The organism is Halobacillus sp. BAB-2008 (genome assembly GCF_000328325.1).
GTDB lineage: Bacteria > Bacillota > Bacilli > Bacillales > Halobacillaceae > Halobacillus.
Window position 1 is genome coordinate 1 of the sequence record NZ_ANPF01000060.1, and the last position, 20,002, is coordinate 20,002.

The 20,002-nt window shown below is 46.7% G+C and carries 23 protein-coding genes; all 23 read left to right on the forward strand.

Features of this window, described 5'->3' with window-relative positions:
- Window positions 1-265 (forward strand): AAA family ATPase (locus D479_RS13140; protein WP_039871489.1); only part of this gene is annotated, 265 nt, incomplete at its 5' end.
- Window positions 266-278: 13 nt separating this feature from the next.
- Window positions 279-1,535: a signal recognition particle-docking protein FtsY gene (gene ftsY / locus D479_RS13145; RefSeq protein WP_008637861.1), complete on the forward strand. Its 1,257-nt coding sequence runs from the start codon at window positions 279-281 to the stop codon at window positions 1,533-1,535.
- A gap of 75 nt (window positions 1,536-1,610) precedes the next feature.
- Complete coding sequence (locus D479_RS13150; RefSeq protein WP_008637865.1) at window positions 1,611-1,940, forward strand: putative DNA-binding protein; 330 nt, start codon at window positions 1,611-1,613, stop codon at window positions 1,938-1,940.
- A 12-nt stretch (window positions 1,941-1,952) separates the two neighbouring features.
- A complete protein-coding gene (ffh, locus tag D479_RS13155) occupies window positions 1,953-3,293 on the forward strand; it encodes a signal recognition particle protein (RefSeq protein WP_008637866.1) in 1,341 nt (446 codons plus the stop codon).
- A gap of 85 nt (window positions 3,294-3,378) precedes the next feature.
- Entirely contained in the window at window positions 3,379-3,648 is a 270-nt protein-coding gene (gene rpsP, locus D479_RS13160) for a 30S ribosomal protein S16 (protein ID WP_008637867.1), read from the forward strand.
- 18 nt (window positions 3,649-3,666) lie between these two features.
- Window positions 3,667-3,894 (forward strand): KH domain-containing protein, encoded by a 228-nt coding sequence (locus D479_RS13165; protein ID WP_008637868.1) that lies wholly within the window; start codon window positions 3,667-3,669, stop codon window positions 3,892-3,894.
- 80 nt (window positions 3,895-3,974) lie between these two features.
- Complete coding sequence (locus D479_RS13170; RefSeq protein ID WP_008637869.1) at window positions 3,975-4,361, forward strand: YlqD family protein; 387 nt, start codon at window positions 3,975-3,977, stop codon at window positions 4,359-4,361.
- A gap of 8 nt (window positions 4,362-4,369) precedes the next feature.
- Window positions 4,370-4,885 carry a ribosome maturation factor RimM gene (gene rimM, locus D479_RS13175; protein ID WP_008637870.1) on the forward strand — a complete coding sequence of 172 codons (516 nt, stop codon included), beginning with the start codon at window positions 4,370-4,372 and terminating at the stop codon, window positions 4,883-4,885.
- A complete protein-coding gene (gene trmD / locus D479_RS13180) occupies window positions 4,885-5,616 on the forward strand; it encodes a tRNA (guanosine(37)-N1)-methyltransferase TrmD (RefSeq protein WP_008637872.1) in 732 nt (243 codons plus the stop codon). Before rimM ends, trmD begins: the two co-directional genes overlap by 1 nt.
- 127 nt (window positions 5,617-5,743) lie before the next feature.
- Window positions 5,744-6,088 carry a 50S ribosomal protein L19 gene (rplS, locus tag D479_RS13185; RefSeq protein ID WP_008637874.1) on the forward strand — a complete coding sequence of 115 codons (345 nt, stop codon included), beginning with the start codon at window positions 5,744-5,746 and terminating at the stop codon, window positions 6,086-6,088.
- A 107-nt stretch (window positions 6,089-6,195) separates the two neighbouring features.
- On the forward strand, window positions 6,196-6,744 hold the full coding sequence (gene lepB / locus D479_RS13190) for a signal peptidase I (RefSeq protein WP_008637875.1): 549 nt from the start codon (window positions 6,196-6,198) through the stop codon (window positions 6,742-6,744).
- A gap of 10 nt (window positions 6,745-6,754) precedes the next feature.
- Entirely contained in the window at window positions 6,755-7,597 is an 843-nt protein-coding gene (gene ylqF, locus D479_RS13195) for a ribosome biogenesis GTPase YlqF (RefSeq protein WP_008637877.1), read from the forward strand.
- A 108-nt stretch (window positions 7,598-7,705) separates the two neighbouring features.
- On the forward strand, window positions 7,706-8,470 hold the full coding sequence (locus D479_RS13200; protein WP_008637880.1) for a ribonuclease HII: 765 nt from the start codon (window positions 7,706-7,708) through the stop codon (window positions 8,468-8,470).
- Window positions 8,471-8,486: 16 nt separating this feature from the next.
- Window positions 8,487-10,148: a hypothetical protein gene (locus tag D479_RS13205; protein WP_008637882.1), complete on the forward strand. Its 1,662-nt coding sequence runs from the start codon at window positions 8,487-8,489 to the stop codon at window positions 10,146-10,148.
- Window positions 10,145-10,417, forward strand: a complete 273-nt coding sequence (locus D479_RS13210; RefSeq protein ID WP_008637883.1) for an EscU/YscU/HrcU family type III secretion system export apparatus switch protein — start codon at window positions 10,145-10,147, stop codon at window positions 10,415-10,417. The genes D479_RS13205 and D479_RS13210 overlap by 4 nt, the downstream gene beginning before the upstream one ends.
- 136 nt (window positions 10,418-10,553) lie before the next feature.
- On the forward strand, window positions 10,554-11,714 hold the full coding sequence (sucC, locus tag D479_RS13215; RefSeq protein ID WP_008637885.1) for an ADP-forming succinate--CoA ligase subunit beta: 1,161 nt from the start codon (window positions 10,554-10,556) through the stop codon (window positions 11,712-11,714).
- Window positions 11,715-11,732: 18 nt separating this feature from the next.
- On the forward strand, window positions 11,733-12,635 hold the full coding sequence (gene sucD / locus D479_RS13220; RefSeq protein WP_008637886.1) for a succinate--CoA ligase subunit alpha: 903 nt from the start codon (window positions 11,733-11,735) through the stop codon (window positions 12,633-12,635).
- 67 nt (window positions 12,636-12,702) lie between these two features.
- Window positions 12,703-13,572, forward strand: a complete 870-nt coding sequence (gene dprA / locus D479_RS13225) for a DNA-processing protein DprA (RefSeq protein WP_241210936.1) — start codon at window positions 12,703-12,705, stop codon at window positions 13,570-13,572.
- A 384-nt stretch (window positions 13,573-13,956) separates the two neighbouring features.
- A complete protein-coding gene (gene topA / locus D479_RS13235; protein ID WP_008637892.1) occupies window positions 13,957-16,032 on the forward strand; it encodes a type I DNA topoisomerase in 2,076 nt (691 codons plus the stop codon).
- Between the two features lie 287 nt (window positions 16,033-16,319).
- Entirely contained in the window at window positions 16,320-17,219 is a 900-nt protein-coding gene (gene xerC, locus D479_RS13240; RefSeq protein ID WP_008637894.1) for a tyrosine recombinase XerC, read from the forward strand.
- Between the two features lie 5 nt (window positions 17,220-17,224).
- Window positions 17,225-17,770, forward strand: a complete 546-nt coding sequence (gene hslV / locus D479_RS13245) for an ATP-dependent protease subunit HslV (RefSeq protein ID WP_008637896.1) — start codon at window positions 17,225-17,227, stop codon at window positions 17,768-17,770.
- Window positions 17,771-17,782: 12 nt separating this feature from the next.
- Window positions 17,783-19,180, forward strand: a complete 1,398-nt coding sequence (gene hslU, locus D479_RS13250) for an HslU--HslV peptidase ATPase subunit (RefSeq protein WP_008637897.1) — start codon at window positions 17,783-17,785, stop codon at window positions 19,178-19,180.
- 28 nt (window positions 19,181-19,208) lie between these two features.
- On the forward strand, window positions 19,209-19,988 hold the full coding sequence (codY, locus tag D479_RS13255; protein ID WP_008637898.1) for a GTP-sensing pleiotropic transcriptional regulator CodY: 780 nt from the start codon (window positions 19,209-19,211) through the stop codon (window positions 19,986-19,988).
- The last annotated feature ends 14 nt before the right edge of the window (window positions 19,989-20,002 follow it).

Genomic DNA, 20,002 nt, shown 5'->3' on the forward strand with positions numbered 1-20,002 from the left:
GCTGTTGTTCTCCATCCTGCGTGTCAGACCTGTCCCGTTCTGTGTCCTGGACGAGGTGGAAGCGGCTCTTGATGAGGCAAATGTCGACCGGTTTGCAAAGTTCCTGAAGGAGTTTAGTGCGAAAACCCAGTTCATCGTCATTACTCACAGGAAAGGGACGATGGAAGAATCAGATGTACTCTATGGTGTGACGATGCAGGAGTCGGGAGTATCCAAACTCGTCTCTGTCAGGTTGGAAGAAGCACCGGAATTATTGGAAGCGTAGGAAGGATGAGTCGATGAGTTTTTTCAAAAAGTTGAAAGAGAAGTTTGTGAAGAATGAAGAAACAGAGAAAAAGGAACAACTCCCTTTAGAGCAAGAGGAAGAAACAGAGCAGGAATCCCTTGATGGAGAGACCGAAGTCAAGTCGGAAGAGGTACCTGCCCCGGAAAAGGACACGTCTGAAGAAACCGCCGGTCAAGCATCACCTGAGCAGTATCCTTCTTCTACAGAACAGGAAGAAGTTGAGGAAGCCGATGAAGAAGAAATCCAGTCGGAAACGGAAACAGACGTGGAGGAAGAGAAAGACACCATCGCCTCGAAGTTCAAACGAGGCCTTCAAAAGACAAGGAACTCTTTTTCCAGTAAAATAAACGACCTCGTCGCCAGGTACCGCACGGTGGATGAAGATTTCTTCGAAGAGCTGGAAGAAGTACTCATTTCCGCAGACGTCGGTGTGACAACCGTCATGGAAATGATTGAAGAGCTTGAAATGGAAGTAAAAAGAAAGAACATTAAAGATCCACAGCAGGTGAAGGAGGTCATTTCCGAGAAACTGGTGGAAATCTATTACGGAGATGATGATGCAGGTGAAGTGGAAGGCCTGAAAGAAAACCCTGATGGTTTGACCATTTATCTCTTCGTAGGTGTAAACGGCGTCGGAAAGACGACGACAATCGGCAAACTTGCACACCGCCTGAAGTCAGAAGGGAAGAACGTAACGCTTGCAGCAGGAGATACATTCCGTGCCGGTGCGATTGAGCAGTTGGAGGAGTGGGGTAAGCGTGTCGGTGTGAACGTGACGAAGCACAGCGAAGGAAGCGATCCCGCAGCCGTCATCTTTGACGGGATCCAGTCAGCCAAATCAAGAAATGCCGATGTGCTCATCTGTGATACGGCCGGCCGACTGCAGAACAAAGTCAATTTGATGAATGAGCTTTCCAAAGTGAAGCGCGTCATCGAAAGAGAAGCTCCGGGGGCTCCTCATGAAGTACTGCTCGTCCTTGATGCAACAACGGGTCAGAATGCAATGAGTCAGGCGAAGACATTCGCAGAAGCGACCGATGTTTCCGGTATCGTGCTTTCCAAGCTTGACGGGACGGCTAAAGGTGGAATTGTCCTTGCCATCCGTAAGGAGCTGGACATTCCGGTTAAACTGGTCGGCCTCGGTGAGAAAGTGACCGACCTTGAGAACTTCGACGCCCATGCATTCGTCTACGGTTTGTTTGCTGACATGATCGATGAGTATGAAGAGGACGAAGAAAAAACGTCTTAAGCCTTGACATCTGGGGACAGGCTCCGTTAATATTTATGTGTAAAGGTATTTCACTTAACAAGGAGTGCTTCCAACGTGCTGGAAAAAACGACACGTATCAACTATCTTTTTGATTTCTACCAATCGTTGTTGACTCCTAAACAAAGAAATTATATGGAGTTATATTATCTCGAAGATTACTCGCTTGGTGAAATATCCGAAACCTTTGATGTCTCGCGTCAAGCGGTTTATGATAACATTCGCCGAACAGAGACGATGCTGGAAGAATATGAAAAGAAACTTCTGCTATATGAAAAATTCCAGAAACGCCAGCAGGTGATCAAAGAAATGGAAGCAGAAATAGAACAAGAGAAGCTTCCGGAACGATTCCATGACTGGCTGGAACAACTACAAGAATTAGAATAGGGGGGGCTTTCAATGGCTTTTGAAGGTTTATCCGACCGTTTGCAGGAAACGATTAAGAAAATCAAAGGCAAAGGGAAGGTGACCGAACAAGATGTAAAAGAAATGACGCGTGAAGTTCGCCTCGCCCTCCTCGAGGCCGATGTAAACTTCAAAGTCGTCAAAGACTTCGTCAAGCGCATTAAAGAGCGCGCGATCGGCCAGGAAGTAATGGAAAGCCTTACTCCGGGGCAGCAGGTTATCAAAGTCGTCAAAGAGGAACTCACCGAGCTTATGGGTGGGAACGAAAGCAAAATCGCCGTCGCCAAACGACCACCGACTGTCATTATGATGGTCGGACTTCAAGGTGCCGGTAAGACGACGACCACCGGAAAGCTTGCCAACCTCCTAAGGAAAAGCTACAACCGCAGCCCGCTGCTCGTCGCAGCAGATATTTACCGCCCGGCCGCCATCAAGCAGCTGGAGACGCTTGGCAAGCAGCTGAGTATGCCTGTTCATGCGGAAGGAACGGAAGCGAATCCTGTGGATATTGCGAAGAATGCTATCGCCAAGGCGAAGGAAGAGCACTATGATTATGTGCTGATCGATACCGCCGGCCGACTGCATATTGATGGAGATCTGATGGGAGAACTGCAGGAAATCAAAGAAGCGGTCAACCCGGATGAAATCTTCCTCGTCGTCGACGCGATGACAGGGCAGGATGCTGTCAACGTAGCGGAAAGCTTCGATGAGCAGCTAGATGTAAGCGGCGTACTCCTGACAAAACTGGATGGGGATACCCGCGGTGGTGCGGCTCTTTCCATTAAAGCAGTAACAGGGAAGCCGATTAAGTTCGCCGGTATGGGAGAGAAGCTCGATCAGCTTGAGACGTTCCACCCGGAACGTATGGCATCCCGTATTCTCGGGATGGGGGATATGCTTACACTCATCGAGAAGGCACAGACCCAGGTTGATGAAAAGCAGGCGCGTGAGCTTGAAACGAAGATGCGTACAGCCTCTTTCACTTTCGAGGATTTCCTTGAGCAGATGCAGCAGGTGAAGAATATGGGGCCTTTGGATGAGATCCTTAACATGATCCCCGGCGCCAATAAGATGAAAGGCTTGCAGAACGTCTCGTTTGATGACAAACAGATTGTTCATGTGGAAGCGATTATCCAGTCGATGACCAAGCATGAGCGTCAGGATCCGTCCGTCATGAACGCAAGCCGCAAGAAACGGATCGCCAAAGGGTCCGGAACGTCCGTTTCCGAGGTCAACAGACTTTTGAAACAGTTTGAAGAAATGAAGAAAATGATGAAGCAGATGAGCAATACCAAAGGGAAAAAAGGTAAAGGATTTAAATTTCCGTTTATGTAATGGAAAAAACCTTTACACACCATTGAACTTCTGCTAAAATCTAAATCTGTGTGAAACATTAAAGAAATTTTGGAGGTTGTTAAATATGGCAGTAAAAATTCGCCTGAAACGTATGGGTTCTAAACGTAACCCATTTTACCGTGTAGTAGTAGCAGATTCCCGTTCTCCTCGTGATGGTCGCATCATCGAGCAAATCGGAACATATAACCCAGTCGCTAACCCTGTAGAGGTTAAGATCGACGCTGACAAAGCGATCGACTGGATGTCCAATGGCGCGAAGCCAAGCGACACGGTTCGTAACCTATTCTCAAACGAAGGCATCATGAAGCAGTTCCACGAAAAGAAAAACCAATAACGAAGTAGTGGTGATCCCATGAAAGCCTTAATCGAAACGATCGTCACTCCGCTTGTCGATCATCCCGAAGACATCAAGGTGGACGTAAAAGAAGAAGATCATAAACTGATTTATCATCTTTCCGTCCATCCCGATGATGTTGGAAAAGTGATCGGAAAGAACGGGCGGATTGCGAAAGCGATTCGAACTGTCGTGTATGCGGCAGGCTCAGATTCCGATAAGCGAATCTATTTGGATATCATGTAAGAAGGGAGAGGGAGAACCTTTCCCTTTTTTACTAGTTTCATGTATGAAACGCATGAGGAAGCGGTGGTGAGGGAACGAAGATGCAGATCATCAGAAGAGTCCCGGTAAAAGAAGTACTGACCAATAATAGCCGTGCAGAGATGAAGCGGAACTTCGACCAGAAATGGAAACAGCTTGATCAGGAATGTGAGCAATTGATGTTCGAACAAAAGAAGTTGGAACGTAAACCCGGCCTCTCGAAGCAGGAAGTCGAGAAGAGATTCTCTAAAGAAATCAGCCGGAGAAAAGATCAGCTTCGCTGGTTGGAATATCAATCGACACAGCTGGACATCCTGCCTGATGGAAGTGAGCTCAAGACGGACGAAGTAGACGTATTAGTCACCGTCCACGAAGGCGATTGTTGGAAGGACATAACACAGGAACAGGAAATCGTCATTAAAGATGGAAAAGTCATACGAGCGAGGTAGTCATATACATGGATAAACAATTGTACAACGTCGGAAAAATTATTAATACACACGGCATCAAGGGGGAAGTAAAGGTCCATCGCGTTACGGATTTTGACGAACGCTTCCAGCCGGGACAGCAGCTTTACTTGGTTCAAGAAAACAAGGAGCCGAAACCCCTCGTCATAACGACGCACCGTATCCATAAGGGGTTCGATCTGATTCGATTCGAGGAACATGGTTCCATTAACGATGTAGAACAATATAAGAATGGGAAGCTGATGGTTTCCGAGGAAGCTCAGGCTCCGCTTGGCGAGCACGAATTTTACTTCCATGAAATCATAGGCTGTGCGGTGTACTTGGAGACAGGGGAAGAGCTTGGTTTGATCAAGGAGATTCTGACACCTGGTGCGAACGACGTCTGGGTTGTCAAGCAAAAACAGGGCGCAGATGTCCTTATTCCTTATATAGAGTCTGTTGTAAAGCAAGTGGATGTAGATAACAAGACGGTGGTCATCGATCCAATAGAGGGGCTGCTTGACTGATGCATATCGATATTTTGACGCTTTTTCCTGAAATGTTCAACGGGGTGCTGCAGACTTCTATTATGAAGCGGGCTCAAGAGCAGGGAGCCTTCACTTATAATTATGTGAATTTCCGGGATTATACAGAGAACAAGCATAACAAAGTGGATGACTATCCCTACGGTGGTGGTGCAGGACTCGTATTATCACCCCAGCCGATCTTTGACAGCATTCAGGCCATCAAAGACAAATCGGAAAAACCACCACGGGTCGTCCTTTTATGCCCGCAGGGAGAACCGCATTCCCAGAAGAAAGCGGAGGAATTGGCGCGGGAAGACCACTTAGTGTTCATATGCGGTCACTATGAGGGGTATGATGAGCGGATAAGGGAAGAACTTGTAACGGATGAAATATCGCTCGGAGACTATGTGTTGACGGGTGGGGAACTCGGGGCAATGGTCGTTATTGATTCCGTGGTGCGGCTTGTACCAGGTGTCCTTGGTAATGAACAATCAGCTCCGATGGATTCCTTTTCCAACGGGCTGCTTGAACATCCACACTATACAAGACCAGCCGACTTCCGCGGACGTAAAGTTCCGGATGTCCTTCTGTCAGGCAATCATGCCAAGATTGAAGAATGGCGCCACTATCAATCCTTGAAACGGACATTCGAGCGTCGTCCGGATTTGTTAAAAGACAGGGAACTCTCTGATAAGGAGAAATCTTGGATCAGGGAATGGGAAAATAGCTGAGAGCTGTTGAACTTTGCCCGGTCCTGTGGTATATTAATCTTTGTGCTTAAACGAACGGTTTAAGTGGAAAACGATGTTCCGCTGTTTCATAGAAAACACGAGCATTAGTTAAAAAGGAGTGAAGATCATGCAACAATTGATTCATGACATTACAAAAGAACAGCTTCGTACAGACCACCCAGACTTCCGTCCTGGTGACACTGTAAAAGTACACGTGAAGGTAGTCGAGGGTACTCGCGAGCGTATCCAGGTATTCGAAGGTGTTGTAATTAAGCGCCAGAACGGCGGAATCAGCGAAACATTCACTGTTCGTAAAATTACTTACGGTGTAGGCGTTGAGCGTACATTCCCTGTTCACTCTCCACGTATCGCTAAAATCGAGCGTACTCGTCGTGGTAGAGTACGTCGTGCGAAACTTTACTACTTGCGCAACCTGCGTGGTAAAGCGGCACGTATTAAAGAAATTATCTAATTTCAAGAGAAAGGAGCTTGCATCTGTCAAGCTCCTTTTTTCTAGTCAAGAAAGATTTGGGAGACAGCTTTTTAACTGTTTCGAATGCCCAGGAAGCGGGGACTAGTATGAAACAACAATGGTTAGATTGGATAAAGGCTTTCGTCATTGCAGCTGTACTTGCTGTCGTGGTACGTGTATTTCTGTTTGCGCCGGTTGTTGTTGAAGGGCCGTCTATGCTGGATACACTACATAGCAGGGATCACTTGATCGTTAGTAAATTGAACTATACATTAGGCTCTGCGGATCGTTTTGATGTCGTAGTGTTTCATGCGACTGAGCGGAAAGATTACATTAAACGTGTCATCGGTCTGCCCGGGGATCACATTCAGTATGAAAATGATCAGCTGTTCGTAAACGGAGAACCGGTGGACGAGCCTTTCCTTGATGAAAGAAAAAGCGAACTTCCCGAGGGTGTGCGTTTCACCGAAGACTTCTCCATGGAAGAGCTGCCCGGATCGTATGAAGTTGTTCCGGAAGGGCATCTGTTCGTGCTTGGGGACAATCGCAACAATTCCACAGACAGTCGGATGCTCGGCATGATCTCCGATGATCAAATTGTCGGACAGGCTGTTTTGTCCTACTGGCCGCTTAATCGGGTCAGTCTTGTTAATTAGGAGGTTTACGATGACTATTCAATGGTATCCCGGCCACATGGCCAAAGCAAAGCGGGAAGCGGCAGAGAAGTTGAAGCTCGTCGATTTCGTTATCGAACTTGTCGATGCAAGAGCACCTTTCTCTTCCCAGAACCCGATGCTGCATGAAATATTACAAGAAAAACCTAAGATGATCGTCCTTATGAAGAAGGACTTAGCCGATCCGCAGAAAACAGCAGAGTGGATCGAATATTTTGAAGCGTCATCCATCCCGGCAGTCGCAATTGAAGCAAATAAAAAACAAGATGTACAACGAGTAGTCCAGAAGGCGAAAGAGCTGGGCAGGGAGAAGCTGGAGAAATTGAAAGCAAAGGGCGTTCGACCGCGTGCTTCCAGAGCAATGATTCTTGGCATCCCGAACGTTGGGAAATCCACTCTCATCAACCGTCTTGCCAATAAAAAGATGGCCAAGACCGGCGATAAGCCGGGGGTAACGACTAAGCAGCAGTGGATCAAAGTGAAGAAGGAATTTGAGCTTCTTGATACTCCAGGGATTCTCTGGCCGAAGTTCGAAGAAGAAGAAGTAGGTTATCGTCTTGCGGCCATCGGAACGATCAAGGATCAGATCCTTCCGAAAGAAGATGTGGCAGCTTATGTTCTTGATTACATGAGAGACCATTATCCTGCTTTGCTTGAGGAGAGGTTCGGATTCGACCGTTATGATGATATCATGGAAGCTTTCGAACAGATTGGTCGGAAAAGAGGGTGTCTCGAGAGCGGGGGCGTCGTCAATTTTGAGAAGGTGTCGGATGTTATCCTTCAGGATCTAAGATCAGGTAAATTCGGCTTGATCAGTTTAGAAAGTCCGGAATAAGGAAGAAAGCGCACAGGAATAGCTGCCTTGCGCTTTTTTCTTATGTAGAGAAGCTAATGATTGCAGAGATGTTTCCGATAAAAGAAGAAAGGTAGTGGACGTACTGTCATGTCAAAACGGACGATTGCAGAGATATCTAAAAGGATAAAAGAAGGAACGATGACTTCAGCAGATTGGGAGGCGTTCCAAAGAGATGAACGAAAAGGTGTCAAGAAGCTCTTGGAACGTTATTTGAAAGAGAAAGAAAAAAAAGCAGAGCAGAAAGCTCAGTTCGAGGAGAAACGTCAATTTGAAATTGCATGGATTTCTCAAGGAAAGCAGGCGATTGCAGGAATTGATGAAGCAGGAAGAGGCCCGCTTGCCGGACCGGTCGTTGCTGGTGCCGTCATTCTTCCGGAAGGTTTCTATCTGGAGGGTCTGGATGACTCTAAGAAGCTTTCATTAAAGAAGAGAGAAGCGTTCTTTTGCCGAATTACGGAGGAGGCCGACTGGGGCGTAGGTGTCGTATCAAGTGAAGAGATCGATCGCTTGAATATCTATCAGGCTACCAAATTGGCGATGAAGAGGGCAGTAGAGCAGCTATCTGTATCACCTGACCACCTGCTTATTGACGCCATGGAGATCGATTATCCAGCCTGCAGCCAGACAAGCCTCGTTAAAGGTGACCAACGTAGTGTATCCATTGCCGCTGCGAGCGTCATCGCCAAAGTAACTCGAGATCGCTATATGGCAGAACTGGAAGAGGCGTACCCTGGTTATCATTTCCGGTCTAATCAGGGGTACGGGACGAGTGAGCATTTAGAGGCGTTGAGAACGCTGGGAGCGACACCTGCCCATAGAAAGAGCTTCGCTCCTGTGAAATCTGTCTTGTAAGAAAGGGCGTATAATCATGTTGAATGGTATTTGGTCCAAACTCGGTCCGATTATCCAAAACGCTGCTATGAAGGAGACCCCTGGTAAGAATCAGGTAGTGAGAGGATATGTGTCAGAGCGCCCACAGGGTACTAAAACGGTCGTCGAAGTCGGCGGCCGCTCTTTTTCTATTCATACCCAGTCTAACGTTAAAGAAGGCAGAACCTACTTCTTTAAAGTACTGGAAACGGAACCTGTGATGAAGTGGGAAGCTTTGCGCGAAGGGCGGCATGCAGCCATGCCTGCCCGGACCGGAGGAAGACAGCCCCTCTCCACAGATAAAGCAATGCTGGATACACTCCCCGTCTTCCCCCAACCACATACCGCTCCATTCCTTCCTCTTTTACAGAGTGATCGAAACAGTGCCGAATTCATACAGGTCATGGCCAGGAGCGGGCTTACGGTACCTCCTGCGCTGATTAACAGCTTGGTGAGGAAAGCCTCCCATTCTGTCACTGCAACATTTGCCAAGCTGGAACAAGCACTCTCTCAAGCTCCGATATCACGACGTATCAATAAGCTGCAAGGCGTCCTGACACACTTCACTGCAGAGAATTCCTCGGAATCGGCAGCCGGATCTGCTGCAGCGAAACTGTTACGGGAAGTCGCAGAAGGAGACCGAAGCTCGTATCAGCTCTTCCGTCAAATTGGTTTAATTTCCACCCAGTCCTTTTCATCCTATCGTTCTGCCTGGCTTCAATGGGCAGAAAACGGGGAAGAATCACCTCCCTTTCCACAAAGCCTGGAAAAGATGGCGGAAAAAATAAAAGGGGTGTGGGATGTTGTCCAGTCTCGAGAGTTGGTTGATCCCCCTACTATTATGAAGACATCTCTTTCACATAAAGCACCTCTTCTTCCTTTTGCCACCACGTTGGAAAAAGGGATGATAGAGGATACTGCTTCTCCTCCTGGTTTTTCTTCTCCGGCCGTAGACAAAGTGTGGCCTGATTTACTTAGTCGTCTTCATCATATAAGAAACGATCCGGCCATGATTGACCTGCTGGTGGACTGGGTCAGCCGATTAAGCATATTCCTTAAGCTTTCGGAAAAGGAACATGCATACATTCGTTTGAAAGCGGCTGTTGCCAGTTACGGATTCGATTCTGAAAAGCGGATGGTTTCAGGAGAACCACAAAGAGACAGCCTGAAATCTCTGTTGCTGCATCCGGAATCAAAAGCCCTGCTGACCCCGCAAGTACTCAAGGAGACTCTGAACACGTTAAATAAAATGCAGTCGATCTCACGCAGGGAGACGGATCAAGGAGTACAGCTGTTTCTTCAGCTCCCTGGAGCCGTCTTTCATGCTTCCGGTGACATTTACATAACCATGGACGGGAAGAAGAAGCGGAACAGCTCAGCTTTGGACCCGTCATTCTGTCACATCCTATTTTATCTAAATCTTGAAAGCCTGGACGAGACGGTCCTTGACCTTCGAATCAATAATAAAAACGTATCCGTACTCGTTGAGCCGGGGGTAAAAGGAGCGGGTGCCCTTGTCGAATCCTATAAAAAAGAGCTGGAGCAAGGTTTGTCGGAGCAGGGATACCGGCTGGTAAAGTTTCATGTGTATGATTCCAAAGAGACCTGTGCTCCGAAGACAACTGCAACGGATAAGAAAGGAGTAGATGTGTGGATATGAACAAGAAACAGAAAAGGGCGGTCGCCCTCCGGTATCAATCGGGTCATCATGCGGCACCGGTAGTAAAAGCGAAGGGGACGGGCAGCACGGCCGATCGTATTCTACAAAAAGGGGAGCAGCACGATGTTCCGGTCCATGAAGACCCGACTCTCGTGGAGTTATTGTCTGAACTGGATTTGAATGAACACATTCCGGAAGATTTGTATCATGTCGTTGCTGAAGTTTTCGCTTTCGTCTATAAAGCTGACAAAGAATGGGGAAATTCTTAATGCATAGATTGTGTTTACATAATAAAATATCTGTCAATCTTGCGAATTTTTCGACAGAAATCTAGCTTAGTATGGACAATTGATAGCGTTTTTTTATACAATGGACATGCAGTGAAAAATGATGGGAGGATGAAACATGAATATTCACGAGTATCAAGGAAAACAAATCTTGCGTGATTTCGGCGTTTCTGTGCCGAACGGCCACGTAGCATATACCGTAGATGAAGCTGTTGAAGCAGCGGAGAAATTAGGTAGCAGCGTGACTGTAGTAAAAGCACAAATCCACGCAGGTGGACGTGGGAAAGCCGGAGGAGTCAAGATCGCCAAGAATCTTGATGAAGTGCGTACATACGCGGAAGAGATACTGGGAAGCACCCTGGTAACCCATCAAACTGGTCCAGAAGGTAAAGAAGTAAAGCGCTTACTAATTGAAGAAGGCTGCGATATTCAAAGTGAATATTACATCGGGCTTGTCCTTGACCGTGCAACAAGCAAAGTAACAATGATGGCCTCAGAAGAGGGCGGAACAGAAATCGAAGAAGTAGCAGAAGCTACACCGGAGAAAATTTTCAAAGAAGTAGTTGACCCGGTGACAGGCTTGACGCCGTTCCAGGCGCGCCGGTTGGCGTTCCAAATCAATATTCCGAAGGAGGCGGTCGGAAAAGCTGTCAAGTTCATGCTCGGACTTTATGACGTCTTCGTACAAAAGGATTGTTCTGTAGCTGAAATCAATCCCTTAGTCACAACCGGAGACGGAGACGTCATCGCTCTGGATTCCAAACTGAATTTTGATGACAATGCTTTGTTCCGTCAGAAGGATATTGCTGAACTTCGCGATTTGGATGAAGAGGATCCGAAAGAAGTAGAAGCGTCCAAGTATGACCTTAGCTATATTGCATTAGACGGCAATATCGGTTGTATGGTAAACGGTGCGGGCCTGGCAATGGCGACTATGGATACAATTAAACACTACAGTGGTGATCCTGCTAACTTCCTTGACGTAGGAGGCGGTGCGACTGCGGAGAAGGTAACCGAAGCGTTTAAGATCATCCTGTCCGATGAAAACGTAAAAGGAATCTTTGTGAACATTTTCGGAGGAATTATGAAGTGTGACGTCATTGCCCAGGGCGTCGTAGAGGCGACTAAACAAATCGGGCTTACGCTTCCACTTGTCGTACGTTTAGAAGGAACGAACGTGGATGCAGGGAAGAAAATTCTTGAAGAATCCGGACTAAATATCACTTCTGCAGATTCCATGGCAGAAGGTGCACAAAAAATCGTAGAACTGGTCAAGTAAGAAAGGTGGGGAAAACGGATGAGTGTCTATATTGATAAGAATACAAAGGTAATAGTCCAAGGTATCACAGGTTCGACTGCACTATTCCATACGAAACAAATGGTGGATTACGGTACACAAATCGTCGGAGGAGTGACACCTGGTAAAGGTGGAACCGAAGTCGAAGGTATTCCGGTATTCAATACTGTGTCAGAAGCTGTAGAAAAAACAGGAGCCAACGCATCCGTCATCTATGTACCTGCACCATTCGCAGCTGACGCGATTATGGAAGCGACAGATGCAGAGGTTGATCTCGCTATCTGCATTACAGAACATATCCCGGTTTTGGATATGGTTAAAGTAAAACGATACATGGAAGGAAAGAAAACGCGCCTTGTCGGTCCTAACTGCCCTGGTGTTATTACTCCGGATGAGTGTAAAATCGGTATTATGCCGGGCTACATCCACAAAAAAGGACATGTCGGAGTTGTATCCCGTTCCGGAACACTCACATATGAAGCGGTTCATCAGCTGTCAGAGTCCGGTATCGGCCAGTCGACTGCTGTCGGAATCGGCGGTGACCCTGTCAATGGCACAGACTTCATCGACGTTTTGAAAGCTTTCAACGAAGACCCAGATACAGAAGCCGTAATTATGATCGGGGAAATCGGCGGAACGGCAGAAGAAGAGGCAGCCGAATGGGTAAAAGCCAATATGAAGAAGCCGGTCGTTGGATTTATCGGAGGCCGTACAGCACCTCCCGGCAAGCGTATGGGGCATGCCGGTGCCATTATTTCAGGCGGTAAAGGTACAGCTGACGAAAAGATCCGCGTCATGAATGAATGCGGAATCGAAGTGGCGGAAACCCCTTCCGTTATGGGAGAAACGCTTATAAAAGTGTTGAAAGAGCAAAATCTCTTCGATAAATGCAAGACCCACTAAGTAACTAAGGCGGAGGCCGTGTCGATCTAAAGGCACGGTCTCTATCTAATGGAAAGAAGGTGCCTGATTGAATAACAGGAGAACACGTTTGATCGCCCTGCATCAAATCCCGGGAATGTCCCGTTCTTTGTTAAAAAGGATAGGGAAAGCAGATTCAGATCTGCTGTTACCGTACCGTGCCGATGCGGAGGAGCTTGTCCATATGCTTGGTATTTCCCCCGTCCGTGCTGCCGGTATCATTCATCATAGGAACGACCCTAATATAATGAAGAAACTCGACAAAATCTTACAACACGGCCGTGTTGTTACATGGTTCGACAGGCATTATCCACCCCTTCTCCGAACAATCCCAGATCCTCCTCTCATTTTATATCTCCAAGGAGACGCTTCTCTATTACACCCCTTTCGCCCGTTGAGCGTCATTGGAACAAGAAAGCCTTCCAAATATGCCTATCCTGCGATGACGTCCGTTCTAGTCCCGCTGATAGATAAGGGCTTTACAATCATCAGCGGAATGGCCAAGGGAATCGATCAATATGCCCATCAGCTGGCAGTGGAAAATAAGGGAAGAACGATAGCTGTGCTCGGTTCCGGTTTTCATCATGTCTATCCCCGTAATAATGAGAGTCTTTATAGAACCCTCGCTGAAAATCAACTCGTCATCAGTGAATATCCGCCGGATCAGCCGCCTAAGAAGTATCACTTTCCAGAAAGAAATCGTATTATTTCCGGTCTATCTACAGCGACGTTTGTAGTGGAAGCACGCCTTAGAAGCGGGACCCTTATAACGGTCGATCAGGCTCTCGAGCAGGGGAGGGACGTCTATGCTCTGCCAGGTCCGGCGGGAAGTCAAACGAGCGAAGGGTGCCACCGGATGATCAACGATGGTGCGAAACTTGTCCATACCTATGAGGATATATGGGAGGACTGGGAATAGAAATTGGGATCGTTTCCTTTTCGCTTCCATATCCGACCGATATTTCATTAAATTGTAACTTTTTTCACGCTCCCGAACATATGTATTGCCAAAAGGTGCCGTTTCCATATATTCTGTTTATTAAACGTACCGAACCGTTTCCTCAAAAGGTTGATATCACGCTGTTTTTCGTAGGAAACGCTTTCCTGTTCCGAGAATTCAAAAGGAGATAATTTCAGGGTGAACAGGGAGATACTTAAGGAGATGCGGCTTAGCTCGGGGCGTTGTTTTTCAAGAAACATGTTTGACAAACGGTTTCATTGTATTTAATAATAGGGAAGATTTATTTATGAAAAATTATCAAAGAATGGAACAGAGAAATTTACCTCTATGGGAGGAACCTACATGGCAGATTATCTTGTAATCGTTGAATCACCAGCGAAAGCAAAAACAATTGAACGCTATCTCGGAAAAAAATACAAAGTGAAGGCTTCACTTGGTCACATCCGCGACTTACCGAAAAGTCAAATGGGTGTGGATGTTGAAAATGAATTCGAACCAAAATATATAACCATCCGTGGTAAAGGACCCGTCCTGAAAGAACTGAAAACCGCTGCAAAGAAAGCGAAGAAAGTATATCTCGCAGCCGACCCCGACCGTGAAGGGGAAGCAATTGCCTGGCACCTTGCCCACAGCCTCGATATTGATGATACCTCCGACTGCAGGGTCGTCTTCAACGAAATTACGAAGGAAGCGATCAAAGATTCTTTCAAACATCCGCGTTCGATCGATTCGGATCTCGTTGACGCCCAGCAGGCACGCCGGATTCTTGATCGCCTTGTTGGATACAACATCAGCCCGATCCTTTGGAAGAAAGTTAAGAAAGGTTTGAGCGCCGGGCGTGTGCAGTCCGTAGCCGTAAAAATAATTATCGATCGGGAAAATGAGATTAAGAGCTTCGAGCCTGAAGAGTATTGGACGATCGACGCTGATTTCTTGAAGGATAAGGAAGCTTTCCAAGGATCATTCTATGGTGTTGATGGGAAGAAGCAGGAATTGAAGACAGAAAACGACGTTAAAGAAATACAGAGCCGTATGAAGGGAAAAGATTTTTCCGTTGAAAAAGTCAACAAACGAGAGCGCAGACGGAATCCGTCCCTTCCGTTCACGACTTCTTCTTTACAACAGGAAGCGGCGCGGAAATTGAACTTCCGAGCCAAGAAAACGATGATGATCGCACAGCAGTTATATGAAGGGATTGATCTTGGCGGAAAACAAGGCACGACGGGTTTAATTACCTACATGCGTACAGACTCCACAAGGCTGTCTAATTCCGCTAAAGAAGATGCGAAACAGTATGTGGAAGGCCACTTTGGCAAAGAGTACCTGGGTGCAGATAAGAAAGCGAAGAAGCAGGAAGGAGCACAAGACGCACACGAAGCTATTAGACCGACGGGTGCCGACCGTGATCCTAAAGCTATGAAGAGCATTCTTTCCCGAGACCAGTACCGCCTTTATAAACTGATTTGGGATCGTTTCATCGCCAGTCAGATGGCTCCTGCCGTACTCGATACGATGACTGTCCACCTTTATAATGAAGGAGTGGAGTTCCGTGCCACAGGATCAGAAGTGAAATTCAAAGGTTTCATGAAGGTATATGTGGAAGGAAACGATGATAATAAAAAAGAGAAAGATAAACTGCTTCCTCATCTGGAAGAAGGAATGACGGTGAAAGCGGAAGAAATCAAGCCGAATCAGCATTTCACCCAGCCGCCTCCGCGATACACAGAGGCCCGCTTGGTGAAAACGCTGGAAGAACTTGGTATAGGTCGTCCGTCCACCTATGCTCCTACACTCGACACCATTCAGCGTCGTGGGTACGTAGCCCTTGATAATAAGCGTTTTGTACCGACGGAATTAGGGGAAATCGTCTTAGAACAATTGAAGGAGTACTTCCCTGAAATCATTGACGTCGACTTTACGAAAGAAATGGAAGATGACCTCGATGCCATTGAAGACGGCAAGGAGGAGTGGGTGAATATCATCCAGCACTTCTACAAAGGTTTCGAGCCCCGCTTGGAAAAAGCGGAGAAAGAAATGGAAGAAGTGGAAATCAAAGACGAACCGGCTGGGATTGATTGTGAGAATTGCGGTCATGAAATGGTCTACAAGATGGGCCGTTACGGAAAATTCCTCGCCTGCTCCAACTTCCCGGAATGCCGGAATACGAAGCCGATCCTTAAAAAGGTAGGCGTCACTTGTCCGAAGTGTGAAGAAGGCGAAGTAGTGGAAAGAAAAAGTAAGAAAAACCGGAAATTCTTCGGTTGTGAACGGTACCCGGAATGTGATTTCATTTCATGGGATAAACCGATCAGCCGCCCTTGTCCGAAATGTGAATCGCTTCTTGTGGAGAAGAAAGTCAAGAAGGGCACTCAAATCCAATGTACAAGCTGTGATTATAAAGAAGAGCCGCAGGCATAATCCGGTTATATAAATAAGAGCCTATGACTATCCTTATAGTTGTAGGCTCTTTTCCCTTTTTGATTGACACCGGAAGTAGGTGGCGCTATAATTACGGTTTGGTAAGGCTACATACTTGACAGCTGGTTAAAAAAGGTTGGACCCATGACTAATGACTTAAACATGCTCAAGTCGATTGCTTATAGTTGGAAACAATTCAGAATTTTGTTACATTTTTATTAAATCCATTGTTATTCGGAACATGCATGTGATAAAATTTAAGCGCCTTTGCGAGGTGACAAAAAACGATGCAGAATTATAAAGAAGAATTCATGGAATATCTTCAGATTGAGAAAAATGCTTCACCATTGACCGTGAAACATTACGGAAGAGACATCGATGAATTTGCTGATTTTCTGCAATCTGAAGGCTTCACTATACACGACTGTGATTACCCTGTGATCCGGGTCTTTTTATCGAGGCAGCATGAGCACGGGTACTCCAGAAGATCGGTTTCTCGAAAAATATCTAGTCTGAGAAGTTTCTTCCGGTTTTTAGAGAGAGAAGAGGTTCTCGCGAATAATCCCTTCATCAACGTTTCGCTTCCAAAAGAGGATGCACCAATCCCTGAATTCTTCTATTCAGAAGAACTGGAGCATCTATTTACGGTAAGTGACCTTGATACCCCTCTTGGACAGAGGGACCAGGCGCTTATCGAGCTACTGTATGGAACAGGTATTCGGGTCAGCGAATGCGTGAGAGTGGAAATGGGAGACATCGATTTTTCTCTGCGTACCGTCCTGGTACACGGGAAGGGGCGAAAGGAAAGGTATGTCCCGTTCGGCCAATATGCGGGAGAAGCACTTGAAACCTATATCAACAGCGGCAGAAAAGTTTTGTCTGAAAAAAGGACCGAAGCGACGAATCGAGTGTTTCTAAACGCTAAAGGTGGACCTCTCCGGGCCGACGGTGTTCGTCTGATTTTGAAGAGAATGGTGCAGAAGGCAGCGCTTACTGTGGATATTCATCCGCATAAACTGCGTCACTCCTTTGCCACTCATCTTCTGAACGAAGGAGCCGATCTCCGTGCAGTTCAGGAACTGCTTGGACATGAGCACTTGTCTTCTACACAAATTTACACCCATGTTACGAAAGACCGGTTACGGAATGTTTATATGAATGCCCATCCAAGAGCAAATAAGAGGTGAAGGTTATGGATCAACAATTTCATGCTACAACGATATTCGCAGTACAGCATCAGGGGAAAAGTGCGATGAGCGGTGACGGTCAGGTTACCCTAGGAAATCAAGTCGTCATGAAACATACCGCACGTAAGGTGCGGCGATTATTCAATGATCAGGTGCTCGCTGGTTTTGCCGGTTCTGTTGCAGATGCATTCACTCTTTTCGAGAAGTTCGAAGGGAAGTTGGAGAGTTACGACGGCAACCTTGCAAGAGCATCGGTAGAGCTTGCAAAAGAGTGGCGGAGCGATAACGTTCTCCGTAAGCTGGAAGCGATGTTGATCGTAATGGATAAAGAAAACATGTTTCTAGTGTCTGGTACAGGGGAAGTAATAGAACCGGATGATGGTATTTTAGCCATCGGTTCCGGAGGTAATTTCGCCCTCAGTGCAGGAAGAGCGCTTAAGCGCTATTCCCCAGAGCAGTCCGCGGAACAGATAGCCAGAGCTGCACTTGAAATTGCAGGTGAAATTTGTGTATTCACCAATGATCAAATCATTTTGGAAGTTCTCGATTAAGGGGGCATACGTATGTCATTAAATTTAACGCCTAGAGAAATCGTCGAAAGGCTCGACCAATATATTATCGGCCAGGGCAGTGCCAAGCGTTCTGTCGCGATCGCTCTTCGGAATAGATACCGTCGCATGCAGCTGACGGATGACCTGAAGGATGAAATTGTTCCAAAGAACATCCTAATGATGGGACCGACGGGGGTAGGGAAGACAGAGATTGCCCGCCGTCTTGCCAAACTGGTCGGTGCGCCATTTGTAAAAGTGGAAGCGACGAAATTTACGGAAGTAGGTTACGTCGGACGCGATGTAGAGTCCATGGTTCGTGATCTTGTAGAGATGGCTGTCCGTATGGTTAAACAGGAGAAGATGGAAGCGGTCAAAGACCGTGCAGAGGAGCAGGCGAACAAAAGACTTGTCAAGCTGCTGGTCCCTTCCAAAAAGAAGCAGGGCAACAACTTTAAGAACCCGTTTGAGATGATCTTTAATCAAGGCGGTCAAGAGGATAAGGATTCCGCTGAGGATAAAGACGAAACGGAAATTGAAACGAAGCGTAGCCGCATCAGGCATCAGTTGGATCTCGGCGAGCTTGAGGATCGCATGGTCACAATTGACGTGGAAGAATCTCAAGCATCCATGTTCGATATGCTGCAAGGTTCCGGGATGGAACAGATGGGAATGAACATGCAGGATGCTTTCAGCCAGTTCATGCCGAAGAAGAAGAAGAAACGGAAGCTCTCTGTTGCAGAAGCCCGAAAGGTATTGACACAAGAGGAAGCAGGCAAGCTTGTGGATATGGATGAAGTCGGACAGGAGGCCGTTTCCAAGGTGGAACAGTCCGGGATGATCTTTATCGACGAGATTGATAAGGTGGCAGCGAAAGGAGACAATCAGGCGAACGTCTCCAGAGAAGGAGTTCAACGTGATATTCTGCCGATCGTTGAAGGTTCAACGGTCGTCACGAAATACGGCCCCGTATCGACCGATCATATTCTGTTCATTGCTGCCGGTGCCTTTCATATGGCTAAACCGTCCGATCTCATCCCTGAGCTCCAGGGAAGGTTCCCGATCCGGGTCGAATTGAATAAACTGAGCGTCGCGGATTTCAAGAACATTTTGACAGAACCCTCCAATGCGCTTTTGAAACAATATAAAGCATTACTTGAAGTTGAAGGTATAAAGGTTGAATTTTCTGACGATGCTATTACTAGACTTGCAGAAATCGCTCACGAAGTGAACCAGGAAACCGACAATATAGGAGCTCGGCGTCTCCATACAATCTTGGAGAAGCTGCTTGAGGATCTATCCTTTGAAGCTCCTGACGTTACGATGGAAACGATCGAGATTACACCACAGTATGTAGACAGCAAACTATCATCTATTGTAAAAAACAAAGACTTATCACGATTCATTCTATAAGGATGAGATCAACAAGGAGGAAACGCACATGAAACTTCTAGAACGTGCACGCAGAATCAATGCTATGTTACAAACAACAACAGGAAAATCGGTGGATTTCAATGAAATGTCCGCAACGATGAGAGACGTTATCGAAGCGAATACATTCGTTGTAAGCCGCCGTGGGAAGCTGCTCGGCTTCGCCATCAACCAGGAAATTGAAAACGAGCGCATGAACGCAATGTTCTCTGAACGACAGTTTCCACAGGAGTATACCCAAAATTTATTCAACATTAAGGAAACGACGCCGGACATCGATATTGACAGCGAGTATACGGCTTTCCCTGTAGAGAACAAGGAATTGTTCAAAAAAGGATTGACGACAATCGTACCAATCATCGGAGGTGGTCAGCGCTTAGGAACGTTGATCCTGAGCCGTCTGAACGGAAGTTTTAATGATGATGACCTGCTGCTTGCTGAGTATGGTGCAACCGTTGTCGGAATGGAGATCCTGCACGAGAAGACAGAAGAGATTGAACAGGAAGCCCGCAGTAAAGCTGTCGTTCAAATGGCAATTTCTTCTCTTTCCTACAGTGAATTGGAGGCCATCGAGCATATCTTCGATGAACTGGAAGGTAATGAAGGACTACTTGTTGCCAGTAAAATTGCAGACCGTGTCGGAATCACGCGTTCCGTCATTGTAAACGCGCTTCGTAAGCTTGAAAGTGCGGGTGTCATCGAATCACGCTCATTGGGAATGAAAGGTACGTATATCAAAGTGCTTAATAATAATTTCCTACTGGAGCTTCAAAAGCTTCGCACGAATTAAAATAATAAAAAAAG

Bases quoted from the DNA above. Each gene is read 5' to 3' on its own strand.
- ftsY (WP_008637861.1), top strand. From the start codon at position 279: ATGAGTTTTTTCAAAAAGTTGAAAGAGAAGTTTGTGAAGAATGAAGAA.
- ffh (WP_008637866.1), top strand. From the start codon at position 1,953: ATGGCTTTTGAAGGTTTATCCGACCGTTTGCAGGAAACGATTAAGAAA.
- rpsP (WP_008637867.1), top strand. From the start codon at position 3,379: ATGGCAGTAAAAATTCGCCTGAAACGTATGGGTTCTAAACGTAACCCA.
- D479_RS13165 (WP_008637868.1), top strand. From the start codon at position 3,667: ATGAAAGCCTTAATCGAAACGATCGTCACTCCGCTTGTCGATCATCCC.
- D479_RS13170 (WP_008637869.1), top strand. From the start codon at position 3,975: ATGCAGATCATCAGAAGAGTCCCGGTAAAAGAAGTACTGACCAATAAT.
- rimM (WP_008637870.1), top strand. From the start codon at position 4,370: ATGGATAAACAATTGTACAACGTCGGAAAAATTATTAATACACACGGC.
- trmD (WP_008637872.1), top strand. From the start codon at position 4,885: ATGCATATCGATATTTTGACGCTTTTTCCTGAAATGTTCAACGGGGTG.
- rplS (WP_008637874.1), top strand. From the start codon at position 5,744: ATGCAACAATTGATTCATGACATTACAAAAGAACAGCTTCGTACAGAC.
- lepB (WP_008637875.1), top strand. From the start codon at position 6,196: ATGAAACAACAATGGTTAGATTGGATAAAGGCTTTCGTCATTGCAGCT.
- ylqF (WP_008637877.1), top strand. From the start codon at position 6,755: ATGACTATTCAATGGTATCCCGGCCACATGGCCAAAGCAAAGCGGGAA.
- D479_RS13200 (WP_008637880.1), top strand. From the start codon at position 7,706: ATGTCAAAACGGACGATTGCAGAGATATCTAAAAGGATAAAAGAAGGA.
- D479_RS13205 (WP_008637882.1), top strand. From the start codon at position 8,487: ATGTTGAATGGTATTTGGTCCAAACTCGGTCCGATTATCCAAAACGCT.
- D479_RS13210 (WP_008637883.1), top strand. From the start codon at position 10,145: ATGAACAAGAAACAGAAAAGGGCGGTCGCCCTCCGGTATCAATCGGGT.
- sucC (WP_008637885.1), top strand. From the start codon at position 10,554: ATGAATATTCACGAGTATCAAGGAAAACAAATCTTGCGTGATTTCGGC.
- sucD (WP_008637886.1), top strand. From the start codon at position 11,733: ATGAGTGTCTATATTGATAAGAATACAAAGGTAATAGTCCAAGGTATC.
- topA (WP_008637892.1), top strand. From the start codon at position 13,957: ATGGCAGATTATCTTGTAATCGTTGAATCACCAGCGAAAGCAAAAACA.
- xerC (WP_008637894.1), top strand. From the start codon at position 16,320: ATGCAGAATTATAAAGAAGAATTCATGGAATATCTTCAGATTGAGAAA.
- hslV (WP_008637896.1), top strand. From the start codon at position 17,225: ATGGATCAACAATTTCATGCTACAACGATATTCGCAGTACAGCATCAG.
- hslU (WP_008637897.1), top strand. From the start codon at position 17,783: ATGTCATTAAATTTAACGCCTAGAGAAATCGTCGAAAGGCTCGACCAA.
- codY (WP_008637898.1), top strand. From the start codon at position 19,209: ATGAAACTTCTAGAACGTGCACGCAGAATCAATGCTATGTTACAAACA.